Raw genomic sequence first — 16,833 nt, forward strand, 5'->3', positions numbered from 1 at the left:
CAAGATGAGATGGATTATGAAATGACAGCAAACAAATTTTTTATTTATTAATTGTATAACATTTAATTTACTTTTATGAGAAAATGGACGTATTTGGTCGCAACCTTGCTAATGGCGGGTACGACAGCTACATTCACGGGATGTATTGATACCGATGAACCGGAAGGTATCGTTGATCTGCGGGGAGCAAAATCAGAACTGATTAAGGCACAGGCTGCGGTAAAGCTGGTGGAAGTGGAATGGCAAAAAGCACAGGTGGCTTATCAGGAACTGGTAAACAAATCTAAAGAATTGGATAATCAGTACAAAGAGTACGATGTTCAGATGCATGCTTTAGACGTGAAACTGAAAGAACTGGAAGTAGAACGCGCACAAGCTGCTACCGAACAAGCAAAAGCTGAGGCGGAAGCTAAGATTGCTGAAGCTAACAGAGACAAAGCTTACTGGGAAAATAAAATGGCTGAAGAAGCTGAAATCTTCAAAGCAGCTATGTTGAACTATCAGACTCAGACTGCACAGGCACAAGAAGCTTATGATAATGCAATGAAACTGATTGAAGCAGGAAAACTTCTGCTTTCTGATGGAGAAAAAGCTATTATTGATAAAGCACAGCAAAGACTTTATGTTGCTTCTGCTAGCCTGAACCAATATTACGATGCTTTAAAGACAGCTCAGGATAATTATTATGATGCATTGGTTAATCCTGATCTTCCGACATTAGCTAGCTTGCAGGCTGAATTGAAGTTGGCACAGATTGCAGTTGAAAAAGCAGAAATCTTATTGGATGAGAAAAATAATATGTTAGCTTTGGCAGAAGACTTTGATGCAGCTGCATGGGATGATAAGATTCTGGATCTGAAGAAGAAGAAATCTGAATATGAAAGTGAAAAGAGCAAAGCTGATGTTGAGATCGCTACTATTAAGACTTCCGCAGATTATAAAGCTGCAGAACAAAAAGTAGCCGAAAAGATAAAAGCGCGTAAAGCTGCTAAAGAGGCATATGATAAAGCTGTAGCAGACTCTACAACACAGGTTAATACTCAGCTTGATATTGCAGCTTATAAATCTGAACCTATTAATGAAGGATTGAGGACATTATTTAGTAGTAGCAATGATTTTACATCTTTAGATGGATATACTGTTAGTACAGGTGTGTTTGATTATCTGGCTGTTCAGTATACGCAAACTGAGTACAATGCCGATTTGAAGATAGAAGATGTAACAGCCAGAACTAGTAAGGCATCTCTTACTCTGATGAAAGTGAATGCCTGGATTGATGCTTTAGGTAAATATTCTGTAGACGAAAATGGAGTTGAATGGAATAAGTTGACTTTGGCAGAAAAAGAAAAGGCAGCCAAAGATGCTAAAGAAAAATTTGAAAAAGATAAAGCTAACTGGGAAATTTCTGCAAAAGCGGTAAAAGGTACAGCAACTACAGTACCAACTACTGATTTGAAAAAGGTGACAGATGCTTATAATTCTTCTTATGCCGCAGTAGAATCTGCAGTGAAAGCTTATAATAGTGCATGGGATGCCGTATATCAAGCTGCTTATGATGCTGCTGTAGAAAAAGAAAAAGCTTCGGTATTGGAGAAAACATACCGTGACAATATGATTACCGCATTGTCTCCTACTAGTAAGGCTGCATGGGAGGCATTGACTCCTGCTGAACAAACTACCAGCAAACTGGAAGCTATATTGGACGATACAGTGAAACAAGCTAAAGCAAAGGCTGATGCTAATGCTACTTTGGCTGAATGGCTGAAACTTGATCAGACTGTTGCTGATTTGGCTGCCAAAGGTGAAGCTGCAGGAAATCAAGCTCTTGCTGATGATAAAGATAAGAAAGTAGAAAAGGCTAAAGCTGCATTGGTTGAAGCTGCTGGAAAGGCTGCTACTGCTGTTGCTAAGGTGGCTCCTGCAATTAGTACTTATTCTGCTCTTGCTGCTAATCCTTACGGTCAGATACTGGCTAATACAGTTAGTGTTGAAGATATGACAGGCAAAGATGCTTTCTATAAAGAAGAGGAAAAAGATGGTAAGAAAACTGGCCACATGCAGGCATTACGCTCTGATATTTCTGCAGATGAGTTTACTAAATTAAGTGCAACTAAGTTAGATCGCAATACAGCTGAAGATGCTTTAGAGTATACCTCTGATGCTACTTTTGGTACTGTGATTCCTGGCGAAGACAGACTTGTTGAAGTAACAGAAGCAATGGTCCGCGCTTATATTAAGCAGAATAATAGTGCTGTTTTGACTGACTTTGGTACTTTGGGAGCTATGATGGCTGCTAATGACGATGTACAGACTTGCAAAGATATGATTGCTGCTGCCGACTTGATTAAACCATTGAAGGCTCAAATGGAAGGTGTACTTGCCGATCTGAATGCAGAAATAAATACGAATACAGCTTTAATGGATCCGTTTATTGCAAAAGCTGACGAGACTCGTATTGCTCTGAAGACTGCTAAAGAAGAGGTGAAGAAAGCACAAGAGGAACAAGATGCATTGACTGCTGAAGCTGAGGCTAATAGTAAGAAGTTTGCTGAATTGATCCAAGATTACGATGGCTTGATTAGTGTTGTTCAAGATCAGATTGATGGTATCAACGGTGGTGTAGTCACTGGTACTGTGGTAACTGTAGAATCTGTTCTGAATTATTGGAAGAATGAAGTTGCTACTCAGGAAAAATCAGTTGAAGAAGCTAAACAGAAGGTTACTGCAGCAGAAAAGAGCATTGAACTGTTCAACAAGGGTGAATATAAGGAAGCTTATGTAATAGAACAGAAGAAACTTGCTTTGGAAACAGCTCAAGAAGCTTATGATGTAGCGAAAGCAATCTATGATACTGCTCTTGCACAAGTTAAGGCTGTATTGGAAACCTTGAGTAAGTAATTTCTTAATCACGTAAAAGTAACAAGATGATAAAGAAACTATGCACATTACTTTTGCTGACCTGTATAACAGCTGCGCCTTCATTGGCGCAGCGTTACAGCAGCAGTGATGATGCGTCGTTTGCCCCGAAGAAAGGACAGTGGCAGGTTTCGGTTTTACTTGGTAGCGGGAAGTTCTTTAATGAGAACACTTCTTACCTGCTGCCCAAGTTTACTAATACCGAAGGAGTAGTCGGACTTCCCAATGGAGGAACGGATAACTCCGGCAATCTGAACCGCTATCTGAACATCGGTAGTCTGAACAATAATAGTCTGGTCAATATAGCCGGAATCGAAGGAAAATATTTTCTGTCTGACAACTGGGATCTTAATTTTCAGTTCAGCATGAATATCAGCCTGACTCCCAAAAAAGACTATGTAGAAGGAGATAACAGTGTACCCGATATGATTATCCCTGCGCAAAGCTATATCAATGCGCAGATGACCAATAACTGGTATATGTCTGTCGGCTCTAACTATTATTTCAAGACTCGCAACGAACGTATTCATCCATACCTGGGAGGCGCGCTTGGCTTCCAGATGGCACGCATTGAAACAACTGAACCATATACCGGAGATACCTATAAGGACAGTGACGACTCGGAAGAACTTCCTTCGCAGGTTTACACCTCAGGAAGCAAAGCCGGGCAGATGTACGGTTTCAAAGTAGCTGCCGTAGCAGGTGTCGAATATAGCATTGCCAAAGGATTTATTTTCGGTTTCGAGATGCAACCTCTGGCTTACCGCTATGATCTGATACAGATTTGTCCGAAAGGGTTTGATAAGTACAATGCTGGTCACCATAACATCAAGATATTCGAAATGCCGATGGTGAAGCTTGGATTCAGATTCTGAAGATAAATGATTATACAAATGTATAAATGAAAAGTGAAAGCCGCTCTGCTGACTATTGGCGGGCGGCTTTTCTTTCTTTCAAGAAGAAATAAGAGTTCAATGAAAAGATATGTGGAGCTATTACCCTTTTTCATTGGGGTATTGGTGATGGGAGCTTGCTCTCAAATGAAAGGTTATAAGATTGAAGGCAGTGCACCTCTGGCTGAATTTGAAGGGAAAATGGTCTATATGAAAGATGCCTCAACCAACAGTTTGATAGACAGTGCAAGAATTGTAAATGGAAAGTTTGCTTTTGCAGACACGACCAATGTAGAAAGACCGGTAATTAAAATTTTATCCATTCATGCTAGCAAGACAGGACTGGAATACCGTTTGCCTGTAGTGATTGAAAATGGTACTATCAAAGCTAGCATTTCTGAGGTGGTTTGTACAAAAGGCACATTGCTGAATGAACGGATGCAGGATTTTCTTCTGGCTGTTGATGAATATTCTGCTACTTGTACAGATAAGCCGGTAGAGCAGATCAAAGTCGGTTTTACGGAATTACTGAAAAAATATATTGAGATTAATAACGATAATGTGATTGGCTCCTATATCCGGACAGCTTACCGGTCATCACTATAATGCGATGAATATTTGTCAATACAGAGATTGCTGAATAAACAAGAATCCAATCATAATAATCCTTCTCATGATGTCTCCCGGATTAATGCACTACTTCTTTATGAAAAGGAGATGTTTATAACGTGAGAAACAAAAATGTGCCCTTGTGAAAGTCCCTGTTTTTGTATTATTATGTATTCAAGGACGTTCCTGTTTCCCACATTTCCCCTTTTTCCCTCGGGAACGTCCTTTTGATTTTTACTTTTCAACGAATGTATTCAGTGAGTGAGCCTGCAGGGTAACACATAAATAGCGATTTCCCAATTTCACAGTCACTTCCTTAGCTTCTCCATTGAAGTTTCCGGCTATTACTACTTGCTTCTTTTGCGGAGTCATAACTATCATTACCGGTGTCTTGTCATCTTTGCCTGCTTTATAAGACAGTATCTTTGATCCTGGAGTTATGTAGTGACTATAATGTTTACTGCATAATATTCAGGGGTATATGTGGCTGTTCCGGCTTTTGAATCGACATGAATCAGCGCATTTTGTTTCCAGCCCCAACCGCTGAAACCTCCATCATACAGAATCGCATTCCAGAAAGTATACTCTTCACAACCATTACCCAGATAATGATTCATCAGACCGAAGGTATGTTCGGCTGCTTTCCAGTCAAAAGAGCCCCAGCCGCACTCACTTTCTGTCTGTACATATTTGTATTGCGGATATTTGGCACGAAGACGAGGCAGGATCTGCCCGCCTTCCCACTGGAAGCCGACTCCTTGTATTGTCTCCGGCATTCGCGGATCGGATAATACCTGATCAATGATGTCATAGCGGTTGGTATTGATGGTGCCTAAATACACCTTAACTTCCGGATGACGCTTCTTTAAAGTGGGAGCGAGATACTCAACATTGAAACGGATAATACCTTCCGGCGTCCAGGCACAGCCCGGATAGTTTGTGTAACTCCATGATTCGTTCTGGAACATGACCATAGAAACGGGAATGCCTTGTTCTTTGTACGCGTCAATAAATTTGCAGAAATAGTTGGCGTATGTTTGCAGATAGCGCGGGTCCTGTATAAAGTAATCGTTCACTGCCAATTGGTGTGGGAATACTCCGTCTCTCTTTTCGGTGTTATCTTCAAACAGAGCTACGTCTGATAGCGGAGACATCTGATTCTGATTACGGTCACTACGTACTGAATAATAATGGTTAATCTTCATCCAGGAAGGAGGCGACCAGGGGGATGTCCAGAAAGTCATATTCGGATTGTACTGCTGTGCCGCTTTGATGAAAGGAATCAATGTCGTTTTATCCCGGTTGATATTGAAATGCTTTAACTGGAAGTCGCCGGATACTTCGTCGCAACTGTACCAGTCACGGGCGTAGTCATTGGCATTCATGGAAAAACGTCCCATATTGAATTTCAAGTCTCCTTCGGGAGAAAAGAGTTGCCGGAGAATTGTTTCCTGTTGTGTTCTTGGGAGCATGTTAAGCGCGTCCCATCCCAGCTCATTGAAGCATGTTCCCCAAGCTTTGAAGGTAGTGCCGTCTTCCGAACCGTCTATATCAAGCACAGGAGCCTGTGCGGCTTTCGTCTGTAGTTTGATTTTGGCTTGTTGCCAGGTGTTTCCTTCCGTACTGCTGATCCATTCGTAGGATTGTGCATATATATTGCTTATGGAGAGTGTCAATGCTATCCCACTCATTAAGATTGTTTTTCTAATGATGTTCCTCATATTTCTATATATTCATTATTGGTTATTATTCATAGGTTTCTATGGAGATATTTGCCTCCGGCAATCCTTTTGCGGAGACAGTGAGATGAATGTTTCCTTCTTGTGTATCGGGTTGCACGATAACTATTGCTTTTCCACGGAATGTTTTGGGAGTCAGGGAACGGAAACTTCTCATATCATCGGCACTTCCGTTTCCGGAAGCGATGACCGAACCTTTTCCGCCGGATTTGATCTCCAAAGGAATCTCACAGTCGGGAATGACTCTTCCGTCTTTATCCAAGACTTCAATTTTTACGTATGCCAGATCATTTTTATCGGCTTTTATCTTGGATCGGTCAGCAGTCAGACGGATACTTGCCGGATTTCCGGCAGTGTTGAGTGATGCTGAAGCGGTTTCTTTCTTTCCTTTCACGTTGCAGGCTTTTAATTCTCCCGGTTCGTAGGGAACTTCAAAAGAAGCGGTATAAGTATCGGGTGTTGTTTCCTTTTCACCTATCAGGCGATTGTTCAGATACAGTCGTACTTTGGGAGAACGGCTATAAACATGTACGGTCATCGTTTTGCCTTCCATGCCTTTCCAGTTCCAGCTTAACAGTTCGTTTTTCCATCCCCAATAGTTGATATCTTCTCTTTTTCCGTCGGCTACAGGCGGTTGAACAGCCAATGAGATATCTCGTCTGTTCCAAAGTATGTCCCGATAGTAAGATTGTGGTTTCTTATCTCCGCAGAGATCGATATCACCGCACCAGGCATTGTACCAGGGCCATCCCATGAATTGAGGACTGTGTTCTCCGGGAGCGAGTTCAAGAGTATGTGCCAAACCGGCTTCACCCAGATAATCGATGGCTGTCCACACAAAGTCTCCAATCAGATAGGGGTTCTTGTCAATCAGATTCCAGTTTTGTGCCGCTTCCTTGGGAACAGATTCGCTGCCGTACATCACTCGTTCGGGAAAACGTGCGTGATCGTTCTCGTATTCTTTCCATTGATAGTTGTAGCCGGAAACGTCGAGATTGCGGAATGCTCTTTCCGAGTCTTTTTCCCAGCTGAAATGTCTTCTGTCCCAAAATGCGTTGACTGCGGCGGTAGAGGGGCGGGTAGTGTCATATTTTTCAATGGTTGCGATGAGTTTCTTTGCAATCACTTCTCCAGTCGGTTCGTCTGCACGTTCGGCTATTTCATTACCGATGCTCCACATGATAATGGATGGATGGTTTCTGTCTCTGCGGAGCATGGTTGTCATGTCATGTTCGCTCCATTCGTCGAAATACTGGTGATAATCCTGCGGACGTTTGGCTTGTTGCCATTGGTCGAATACTTCGTCAATAACAAGTAATCCCAGTTTGTCACATGCTTGCAGGAAGTATTCTGAAGGCAGATTATGAGAACATCTGACCGCATTGAATCCGTTCGCTTTCATCAGTTCTACTTTGCGTTCTTCTGCTCTGTCGAGAGCTACTGCACCCAACAGACCATTGTCATGGTGCAGGCAACCGCCTCTTAGTTTCAGTGGTTTTCCATTTAGCAGGAATCCTTCTTTTGCATTGAACTCAATGGTACGTATGCCGAAAGGGACCGTTATCTGATCCGATTCCTCTTTGTCTGACCGGACGGAAATATGGGCCGTATATAAATGAGGTGAATCGACGGACCATAACTCCGGTTTCTTGATTTCAAAGGAGAGGGAGAGGGGAGTATTTCCTTCTCCTGCTATATTCACCTGTTGGGTTGCAGAGTAAACTTCAGCGCCCTGCGGGGAAAGAATCCGCACGTTCAGATGACTGACAACTTCTTCTTTATGGGCGTTATGCAGAATGGTGTGAAGATTGACTGTTGCTTTTCTGCCTTCTACTTTAGAAGCGTCTACGAAAGTATCCCATTCGTCTAAGTGGACTTTATCTGTTTTTATCAACCATACATGGCGGTAAATCCCGGAACCTGCATACCAGCGGCTGTTCAGTCCTTCATTAATGACTTTTACGGCGATTGTATTGGGAATGCCGGGGGCATTACAGTATTTATTAATGTCGATTCTGAAAGGAATATATCCGTAGGCATTGAAACATGCCTTTTGTCCGTTTATCCATACTTCCGTCTGGTTGTAAGCACCTTCAAAATAGAGGGAGAGGATTTTGTCCGTATCTCCCGGTTGGAGGATCAGTTCTTTTCTGTACCATCCTTCACCGCCTACGGTCTGTCCGGTATCCGGTCCGCCTATGCTCATGCGGGAAAAAGGACCGATGGTTATACCTTCTCTTTGTACGGGTAGAGGTTCCACACTCCAGTCATGGGGAATGTCAAGCACTCTCCATCCGCTGTCGTTGAAGGAAGGTTGTTCGGCATTTGCAATGCATCCGTGATAGAATTTCCAATGTTGGTTCATGTTTATCTTACGTTCCGAAGCAGAAATGCTTGTCGTAAAACTTAACATGGAAAAAGAAATAGCCAATAAGATGGCTGAGAATCTGAAATGTTTGTCCATAGCTTTTGTCATTCATTTGATATGTGGACAAAGGTAGGGAAGAACATCAATCCGGCAGAACAACAATGTAACAAACTACTGCAATAAATGTATCAAAATCTATGCTGACATATTTGTAGCAGGTGTTTGATGTAATTATACTCGTCGACTTTACATATCTTATTTATGATATTGAGTAGGAAGTACTCCGAACATTTCTTTAAAACATTTGCTGAAATAACTGGGGGTGGCAAATCCTACTTTTTCGGATATTTCAACAATAGACAGGTCTGTGTCCGTTAATAACCGGGCTGCTTTCTTCAACCGGATACTTCGGATAAATTCTGTCGGCTTTTGCCCGGTAATGGATTGAAGCTTACGGTAAAGATTCATTCGGCTCATACACATGTCGTCGCTGAAGAGTTCTACGCTATAATCGTTGTTATCCAGATTCTTCTCGACGAATGCCACCGCTTTTTTCAAGAACTCTTCATCCACTTTTGAAGTGGTCAGGTCTTCCGTATTCACTTCTATTTCTGTCAGGAATATCTGTTTACGCTTCTGTTGCAGTGCAAGCAGATGATGAATGCGATTGTCCAGAATTTCCATGTTGAAAGGCTTGGTCAGATAACAGTCAGCTCCTGATTTATAACCTTCCAATATACTCTCGTCACCGGTACGGGCAGTGAGCAGTATGATGAAGAGGTGGGAGGTTTTGACATTCTGTTTCAGACGATGACATAATTCGAACCCGTCTATTCCCGGCATCATGACGTCACTTACCACTATATCCACTTCTTTTTCGTTGGCGATGGTTTCTGCCTCTTCTCCATTGGAAGCTTCCCACACCTGATATTCCTGTGATAGTTGCTGGTACATGAATCGGCGGAATTCTTCGTTGTCTTCTACCAGAAGAATTGTCCTGCGATTATTTGATGATACTGCTTCCTTGCTTTCGCTCTCTTCTCTTGGCGATAAACGTTCATCTGTCAGATGGGTTGGGAGATAAATGCGGAATTCACTTCCCTTATATCTTTTGCTGTCCACTTCAATGAATCCGTGATGCAGACTGACATACTCTTTGACGATGTGCAACCCGATACCGCTTCCTGCTGTGGCTTGTCTGTTTTCGCTTGCGTCGATCTGATAATAACGGTCGAAAATATGAGAAAGAGCTTCAGACTCTATTCCTTTTCCTGTATCTTCAATTCGAATGCATATATACTGTGTTCCATCTTGGGTTATGGTATCCGCAGAAACTGTAATGCTTCCGCCGGGCGGAGTAAATTTAAACGCATTATTCAGTAAGTTGTAGAGGATACGATGCACCTTATCCCGGTCAAAATACATATGTACCCCTTGTCGTGGCAGTAAGATAGAGTATTCAATTTGTTTATTGGTGGCATACGCTCCAAATACTTCACAAGTTGATGAGACAAATTCGTAGATTTCTCCATTCATGAGCTGTAGTTTCTCACCATGCACTTCTAGTTTCCGGAAGTCGAGCAGTTGGTTTACTAATTGAAGTAATTCCTGTGCGTTGCGATAAATGGAAGATAATTGTTGCTTCAATTTGCTGTCCTGAATATCCGTTAACAGGCTGCTCAATGGAGTGATGATGAGTGTCAGAGGAGTACGCAGTTCATGACTGATATTCGTGAAGAAACGGAATTTCATTTGCGTCAGCTGTTCTTCCATCTGTTCTTTCTGTTTTTTGTGCAGGCGGTTGAAGTATAACTTTAGTGATCCTGTCATGACTAAAATGATGGAGATGATGCCCAGTGTATATGCCCACCAGGTCTCGTACCATGCGGGGAGACGGTGAATTTGTAAACAGGAGACAGGTTGTGCCCAGCAGCCGTGAATATCTGTTGCTTTTATTTCCAGCGTGTAGTTACCTTTCGGGAGTTTGGTGAAATAGGCTGTATTGATTCCCGGTGGCAAATAATTCCAGTTGGTGTCCCATCCTTTCAGGCGATAAGCATAACTGATTTGTCCGGCATGCAAGTGTTCAAGGGTTGAAAAAGAGAGTTCTATATTTACATTGTCGGGAGCCAGTTCGATTAGTTGTGTATCTATGCCCATGATTCGCCTGTTTCCATCTGTTTTGATAGATGAAATCACCGGCTTTATGTCGTTGGGAGATTGGTCTAATTCCGGCGATGGGGTAGCAAGGCAGAAAGCGCCGATTCCTCCAAGGCAAATCGTACCGTTTTCTATTTTCCCTATGGAAAGGAAGTAATCTACCTGAATGAAACGGTCTGAATTGTACAGGATTCTGAATGAATGATTTTTAGGATTATATTCTTTTACATACTGATCGGCCAATATCCATAAATGGCCGAGATTGTCCACGGTCATACTTTTAACCGCATCTCCATTGGCATTACACGCATTGTCTTCTCTGGCCAGTGTTTGCAATTGTGGGTGGTAACTATATACATTTCCTTCTAGTGTGGCAGTCCATATCTTATTGTCGGGGGATATGATGATGGAAGAATAGTTTTCGCCTTTGTGGATGGAGTGTACTTGTCCATCCGGGGGAAGGCATGAGAATTCCGGCGTTTCGGTGATATAGTAGATAGCTTTATCGGGAGAAATCGCTATACCGTTGATTGCGCCCGTGTCCTTATGAATTCTTCTCATATTCCCGTCCGATATGGAATATTGATAGATTGCATTTTCTGTTCCAATCCATAAGTTCCCCTGGTCGTCTTCATGCAACACGCGAACCTGACAGGCATCCGGAATACGGATTTCTTGTATGCATTTCATTTTCATGCTCTCATGCTGTAGGTGTACCACACAGGCATTTCCACTGGCAGCCCAGATTCCCGGTTGTGTCCGGCATTTCTCTATACATTTTATAATATGGTATTTGCCTGTATCGTTCGGAAAATCGGAGGCGAAAGAAATCTGTTCAGAAGCCGGATGATACAATGATAGTCCTGTTCTCCCCTGCCATATCCAGTAATACTCTTCTTCCCGGATAGTCCTGTCTGCCATCACCGGGTAGCCGGTGATGGCAGACATAGCGGGGGTAGGATAGCGTTTTATTTTATTGGAGTCAAATGAAAGGATGAATGAATGCGGAGAATATCCCGGTACCCATACGTTGCCGGAACGGTCTTCTATGATCCGGTCCAGTATCTTTTTGCCTTTAGGCAGGAAAGCTTCGGTAGAAACCGGATGAAGTTTATTATTTATAATTTGATAAGCATACAGGTCATTCATGGCTGAAACCCACAATACTCCTTGTCTGCTGTCTTTTAATAGTCCCAGTATCTGGCTTTTATGTGGATTATGCTCACTGCCTTCTAAAGTGGCTGGTTGCAATGTGCAGTTGTCCGTATCTGTTTGTATATTAGCAGAAGGAGTAAACCGCACGACTCCTTTTCCCCATGTGGCTATCCAATAACAGTTATTCTGTGCATCTTCTATCATTTGTGTAGGTGATGCGCCGCATGTCCATGGATGTGGTAAGAAGTGATCTGTTGCAGGATGGTATTCTAAAAGCCCTCCCCACCATTGCATTACCCAAAGGGTATGTTTACTGTCCTCGTAAAAGTCTGAAACATTTTGTTTATGTCCTTTCCATTGCGAGGGATAGCTGCCAAGTAGTTTGCTGTCATTGGAGTAATGGTAGATCATGCCATCTGCCGCCACCCAGATTGTTCCGTCATGGATGGCCCGAATGGCATTAATGGCTTGTTGCTGAAGTTCTTTGTTCGTTATTTCCGTTATCGAGTAATTTCTTTTATCCAGTTTGTATAGTCCCCGTTTGGTCCCGAACCAGATATGATGATTGTTGTCTTCTGTCAGACAGGTGATATCGTTACTTGATAATAAGTTAGGGGTATTCAGGTCGGAACGGAAAACATCAATCTGATAACCATTGTCACGACATAGACCTCCTCCTTCTGTCGCATACCACATATATCCCTCACTGTCTTGCAGTATATGATGGATATGTGCTACCGGTAACAGCTTTTGGGTAGGTAGTTCGGTGACGACTACCTGCTGGGCTGATACAGATAATGTAATTAAAAAGCTAATGACAAATATGCAATATTTCAGTAATATGCCTTTCATATAATAATATAATAGCGGAAGTTTTTATGTACTTCCTGGGCAAAGATAGCTTTTTTACTTCATAACAAACGTAACTACTGATCTTTTAGGTATGGAAATGTAATTTCCTGCAACTTCGTTGACAGGTATTACTGAAGATGGAAAGCCCTTGAAAAAGAGTAAAGGGATAGAGTCTATAAGTATGGAAGGGAGGAAAGTAATATTGAAACTCTCTTTTGAAGATTAACTTTCTTTTGCAGGAAACAAAAAAGCACGGTGATGTTTCATCCCGTGCTTTCTTGCTATTGTCATTGTTCTGAATATCAGTTGTTATGCATTCAGTGCCTGTTCGATATCTGCGATAATATCTTCTGCATTTTCGATACCTACGGACAGACGGATCAAGTCCGGACGTACACCTGCTTCGAGCAGCTGTTCGTCTGTCAGCTGGCGGTGAGTGTGGCTGGCAGGATGAAGCACACAGCTGCGTGCATCAGCAACGTGAGTAACGATGGCGATGAACTCCAGTGAATCCATAAATTTGATGGATACGTCACGTCCGCCTTTCAGTCCGAAGGAGATAACTCCGCAAGAGCCGTTCGGCATATATTTCTGTGCCAGAGCATAATATTTGTTATCCGGCAGACCGCAATAGTTTACCCAGGCCACTTTCTCATTTTTGGAAAGGAACTCGGCTACTTTCTGTGCATTGCGACAGTGCTGTGGCATACGGAGATGCAATGTTTCCAGTCCCAGGTTCAGTAAGAAAGCATTTTGCGGGCTTTGAATACTGCCGAGGTCGCGCATTAACTGTGCGGTTGCTTTTGTGATATAAGCTCCTTTGCCGAATGCTTTCGTATAAGTCAGGCCGTGATAAGACTCGTCCGGAGTACACAGGCCGGGGAATTTGTCGGCATGAGCATCCCAGTCGAAATTTCCGCTGTCAACGATACATCCTCCTATGCTTGTTGCGTGTCCGTCCATATATTTGGTTGTGGAATGAACAACGATGTCCGCTCCCCATTCAAACGGGCGGCAGTTAATCGGAGTCGGGAATGTGTTGTCTACAATCAAAGGTACCCCGTGATTGTGTGCGATGCGGGCAAACTTCTCGATATCCAGCACTTCGAGAGAAGGGTTGGAAACCGTTTCTCCGAACAGTGCTTTAGTGTTTGGCTTGAAAGCTGCGGAGATTTCCTCTTCGCTGGCATCCGGAGTGACGAACGTTACGTCGATGCCAAGCTTTTTCATTGTCACACCGAACAAGTTGAAAGTTCCACCGTAGATAGCGGAAGAACAAACGAAATGGTCTCCTGCCTGGCAGATATTGAAAATGGCATAGAAGTTGGCTGCCTGACCGCTGGAAGTCAGCATAGCGGCTACACCACCTTCGAGGGCGGCAATCTTAGCGGCAACAGCGTCGTTCGTCGGGTTTTGCAGGCGGGTGTAGAAGTAACCGCTGTCTTCCAAATCGAAGAGGCGTGCCATTTGCTCGCTGGTATCATATTTGAAAGTGGTACTTTGGTAGATGGGCAACACGCGTGGTTCGCCCTTTTTAGGCGTCCATCCTGCTTGTACGCACAGGGTTTCGGGCTTGAATTGTTTTGCCATAATGATATCGGGTTTAATGATTTATTGCCAAAAAAAGTTTTAACGGTGCAAAAGTAAGGAAAATAATTGTATTTTTGCCCTGTTTATGAGTGAAATGATACCCTTGTGAGGGAGATAGCTAGTGTAAATATGAAAAATAAACTCTATATCCTATTATTTATAAGTTTCCTCTTTTTGGCGGGCAGCGTGCAGGCTCAGCAAAAAGCGACTCCGAAGGCAGGTGAGGGAATTTCTACTTTCTTGTTGCGCCATAATCGTTCTCCAAAGAAATATTACGATGATTTTGTGGAACTGAATAAGCAGAAGTTGGGGAAGAATAATGTTCTGAAGATGGGGGTAACTTATGTGATTCCTCCGGTAAAACGTTCGTCAGGAACTTCGGCTAAACCCGCTCCGGCAAAAAAGACTGCGGGGAAGGAGGTGTCGACGGAGGATACGGTCACTAAATCGAGAACTTCCGGAGCGAAGAAAATCGGTACAACCATCAACGAACCTTTATTCGGGAAGAAACTGTCGAGTGTGAAAGTTTCTTCCAACCGGCTTGCAGGTGCCTGTTTTTATGTAGTCAGCGGACACGGTGGCCCCGATCCCGGAGCGATCGGATGGGTAGGCAAGCATGAACTTCATGAAGATGAATACGCCTACGATATCGCCCTTCGTCTGGCACGAAATCTGATGCAGGAAGGAGCTGAAGTGCATATCATCATTCAAGACGCTAAAGATGGTATCCGCGATGATGCCTATCTTTCCAATAGTAAACGTGAAACTTGTATGGGCGATCCCATTCCGTTGAATCAGGTGCAACGTCTTCAGCAACGCTGTAACAAGATCAATGCTCTTTATCAGAAGGACCGTAAAAACTATACTTACTGCCGGGCTATCTTTATCCATGTGGATAGCCGGAGCAAAGGAAAACAAACGGATGTGTTTTTCTATCACTCCAATAAGAAGGCTGAGAGTAAACGGCTGGCCAATAACATGAAAAATACTTTTGAATCAAAATATGGCAAGCACCAACCGAATCGTGGCTTTGCCGGAACGGTGAGCGGACGCAATCTGTACGTGCTTTCTCATACTACGCCTGCTTCTGTTTTCGTAGAGCTGGGCAATATCCAAAATACATTTGACCAACGGAGACTGGTGATGGATTCCAATCGCCAGGCACTTGCCAAATGGCTGATGGAAGGCTTTCTGAGAGATTATAAGGGAAAGAAATAAACTTTTAATTTCTCCTTTCGTGAACAAATCAGAAAGGGGAATGTTATATACATGCAAATCGCCTGAAATACTCTTGTAGGTATGCGAATATATATAAGTCAGTAACATATGCCTCCCCGGCATAGACAGGATGATTGCATAGTAGTTTTGTCGTGTTTTATTTTGTGTTTGTGTTGTGACGGTGCTGCGATGTGAATCGGGGTACCGTTTTTTGTTAAAAAGCGAAAATCATTCCATTTTTTTCGGACCTCTGTGAACAAAATCCGTTCAGATACGTTATTTATTATGCAAATCACCTGATAAAGCTTCTTATGGGTATGCGAATATAGATAAGTCAAGCAAGGCATGCCTCCCCGGCATCACAGGTAAGATTGCATAGTAGTTTTGTCGTGTTTTATTTTGTGTTTGTGTTGTGACGGTGCTGCGATGTGAATCGAGGTACCGTTTTTTGTGCAGGTTATTTGGAATTTCTTCTGCGGTAGTCAGAAATGTTCTCTCCCATTATGTGTTTGAAGAAGCGGCTGAAAGTACATACGTGCTCGAATCCGAGAATGGTGGCAATCTCTTTCACGCTTGCCGGGCTTTTCAATAACAGGCGTTTGGCTTCTGTGATTATTCGTTCGTGGATAATTCTGAGAGGAGAAGGGAGCTGGTAAGAGGCGAAAATATTACTGAGAGTTTTGGGCGAGCGATGTAACATTTCCGCATAGTCGGCAACTCGTTTTTTTTCTTTGAAATGTTTATCTACGAGGATGGAGTATTGCCGTATGATATCAAAGCCGCTTTCCTTTTTCTGCGAGTCGGAAAAGTGCTCTCTTGCCAGGCGGGTACATAGTATGATAAAACGTTTGAGTAGCAGGCGGAGCATTTCTCCTTCAAGGCTGTCATTCAACAGAAATTCATCTCTCATTTTATCAATGACTTCATAAAGCTGTCTGATGGTAATCTCCGGAAGTTGCATGTTGACAATACGAGAAGTTCCATTGAATAATAATCCGTTGCATGAGACTTCTTCATCGTGCTTGTAGATGCTGTAGAATTCTGAATTGAATAAAAGTCCGATATATTTCCCTTCTGCTTTTTTTATTTTAATGTCATGCAGTGGGCTTAGAGAGATAAATTCGTCTTTGCCCAAAGTTTTTTCTACATGGTCGACAACAAGAGTTGCTTTTCCTTCTTGTATCCAGATAAATTTGTATAAGTCATTCGTCTTATGACCTGCCAGAACTGCTGGTAAATTGTTTGTCAGTAGGATAATTCCTTTCAGTGAATTAGTGTAATAGTGTGTCATAAGAGTAATAGATAAAAGGGGGCGATGATGCTTCTTGTATGA

The 16,833-nt window shown here is 42.8% G+C and carries 8 protein-coding genes and 1 pseudogene; 4 read left to right on the plus strand and 5 right to left on the minus strand.

Annotated features, from left to right (window positions below; translation table 11 throughout):
- The first annotated feature begins 75 nt into the window (after positions 1-75).
- The 3 genes from BLW31_RS03350 (at position 76) to BLW31_RS03360 (ending at position 4,415) form a co-directional block, all read left to right on the plus strand.
- Positions 76-2,898 (plus strand): BT1927 family outer membrane S-layer protein, encoded by a 2,823-nt coding sequence (locus tag BLW31_RS03350; RefSeq protein ID WP_022302446.1) that lies wholly within the window; start codon positions 76-78, stop codon positions 2,896-2,898.
- Positions 2,899-2,924: 26 nt separating this feature from the next.
- Positions 2,925-3,791, plus strand: coding sequence for a BT1926 family outer membrane beta-barrel protein (locus tag BLW31_RS03355; RefSeq protein WP_022302445.1), 867 nt, complete (start codon positions 2,925-2,927; stop codon positions 3,789-3,791).
- A gap of 99 nt (positions 3,792-3,890) precedes the next feature.
- Positions 3,891-4,415: a DUF4369 domain-containing protein gene (locus BLW31_RS03360; RefSeq protein ID WP_010539128.1), complete on the plus strand. Its 525-nt coding sequence runs from the start codon at positions 3,891-3,893 to the stop codon at positions 4,413-4,415.
- A 237-nt stretch (positions 4,416-4,652) separates the two neighbouring features.
- On the opposite strand, the pseudogene BLW31_RS03365 reads toward BLW31_RS03360, so the two are convergent.
- The 4 genes and pseudogenes from BLW31_RS03365 to BLW31_RS03380 form a co-directional block, all read right to left on the minus strand.
- Positions 4,653-6,109 (minus strand): annotated as a pseudogene (locus BLW31_RS03365) (glycoside hydrolase family 30 protein).
- Positions 6,110-6,164: 55 nt separating this feature from the next.
- Positions 6,165-8,621 carry a glycoside hydrolase family 2 TIM barrel-domain containing protein gene (locus BLW31_RS03370; RefSeq protein WP_010539127.1) on the minus strand — a complete coding sequence of 819 codons (2,457 nt, stop codon included), beginning with the start codon at positions 8,619-8,621 and terminating at the stop codon, positions 6,165-6,167.
- Positions 8,622-8,780: 159 nt separating this feature from the next.
- Positions 8,781-12,692 carry an ATP-binding protein gene (locus tag BLW31_RS03375; protein ID WP_010539126.1) on the minus strand — a complete coding sequence of 1,304 codons (3,912 nt, stop codon included), beginning with the start codon at positions 12,690-12,692 and terminating at the stop codon, positions 8,781-8,783.
- Positions 12,693-13,001: 309 nt separating this feature from the next.
- On the minus strand, positions 13,002-14,282 hold the full coding sequence (locus BLW31_RS03380; RefSeq protein WP_010539125.1) for an O-acetylhomoserine aminocarboxypropyltransferase/cysteine synthase family protein: 1,281 nt from the start codon (positions 14,280-14,282) through the stop codon (positions 13,002-13,004).
- A gap of 129 nt (positions 14,283-14,411) precedes the next feature.
- Between BLW31_RS03380 and BLW31_RS03385 the strand changes: the two genes are divergently transcribed.
- Positions 14,412-15,500: an N-acetylmuramoyl-L-alanine amidase family protein gene (locus BLW31_RS03385; RefSeq protein ID WP_010539124.1), complete on the plus strand. Its 1,089-nt coding sequence runs from the start codon at positions 14,412-14,414 to the stop codon at positions 15,498-15,500.
- A gap of 457 nt (positions 15,501-15,957) precedes the next feature.
- Here BLW31_RS03385 and BLW31_RS03390 read toward each other — a convergent pair whose 3' ends face one another.
- A complete protein-coding gene (locus BLW31_RS03390) occupies positions 15,958-16,791 on the minus strand; it encodes an AraC family transcriptional regulator (RefSeq protein ID WP_010539123.1) in 834 nt (277 codons plus the stop codon).
- Positions 16,792-16,833: the final 42 nt, after the last annotated feature.

Origin of the sequence: Bacteroides faecis MAJ27 (assembly GCF_900106755.1) — a bacterium.
Taxonomy (GTDB): domain Bacteria; phylum Bacteroidota; class Bacteroidia; order Bacteroidales; family Bacteroidaceae; genus Bacteroides; species Bacteroides faecis.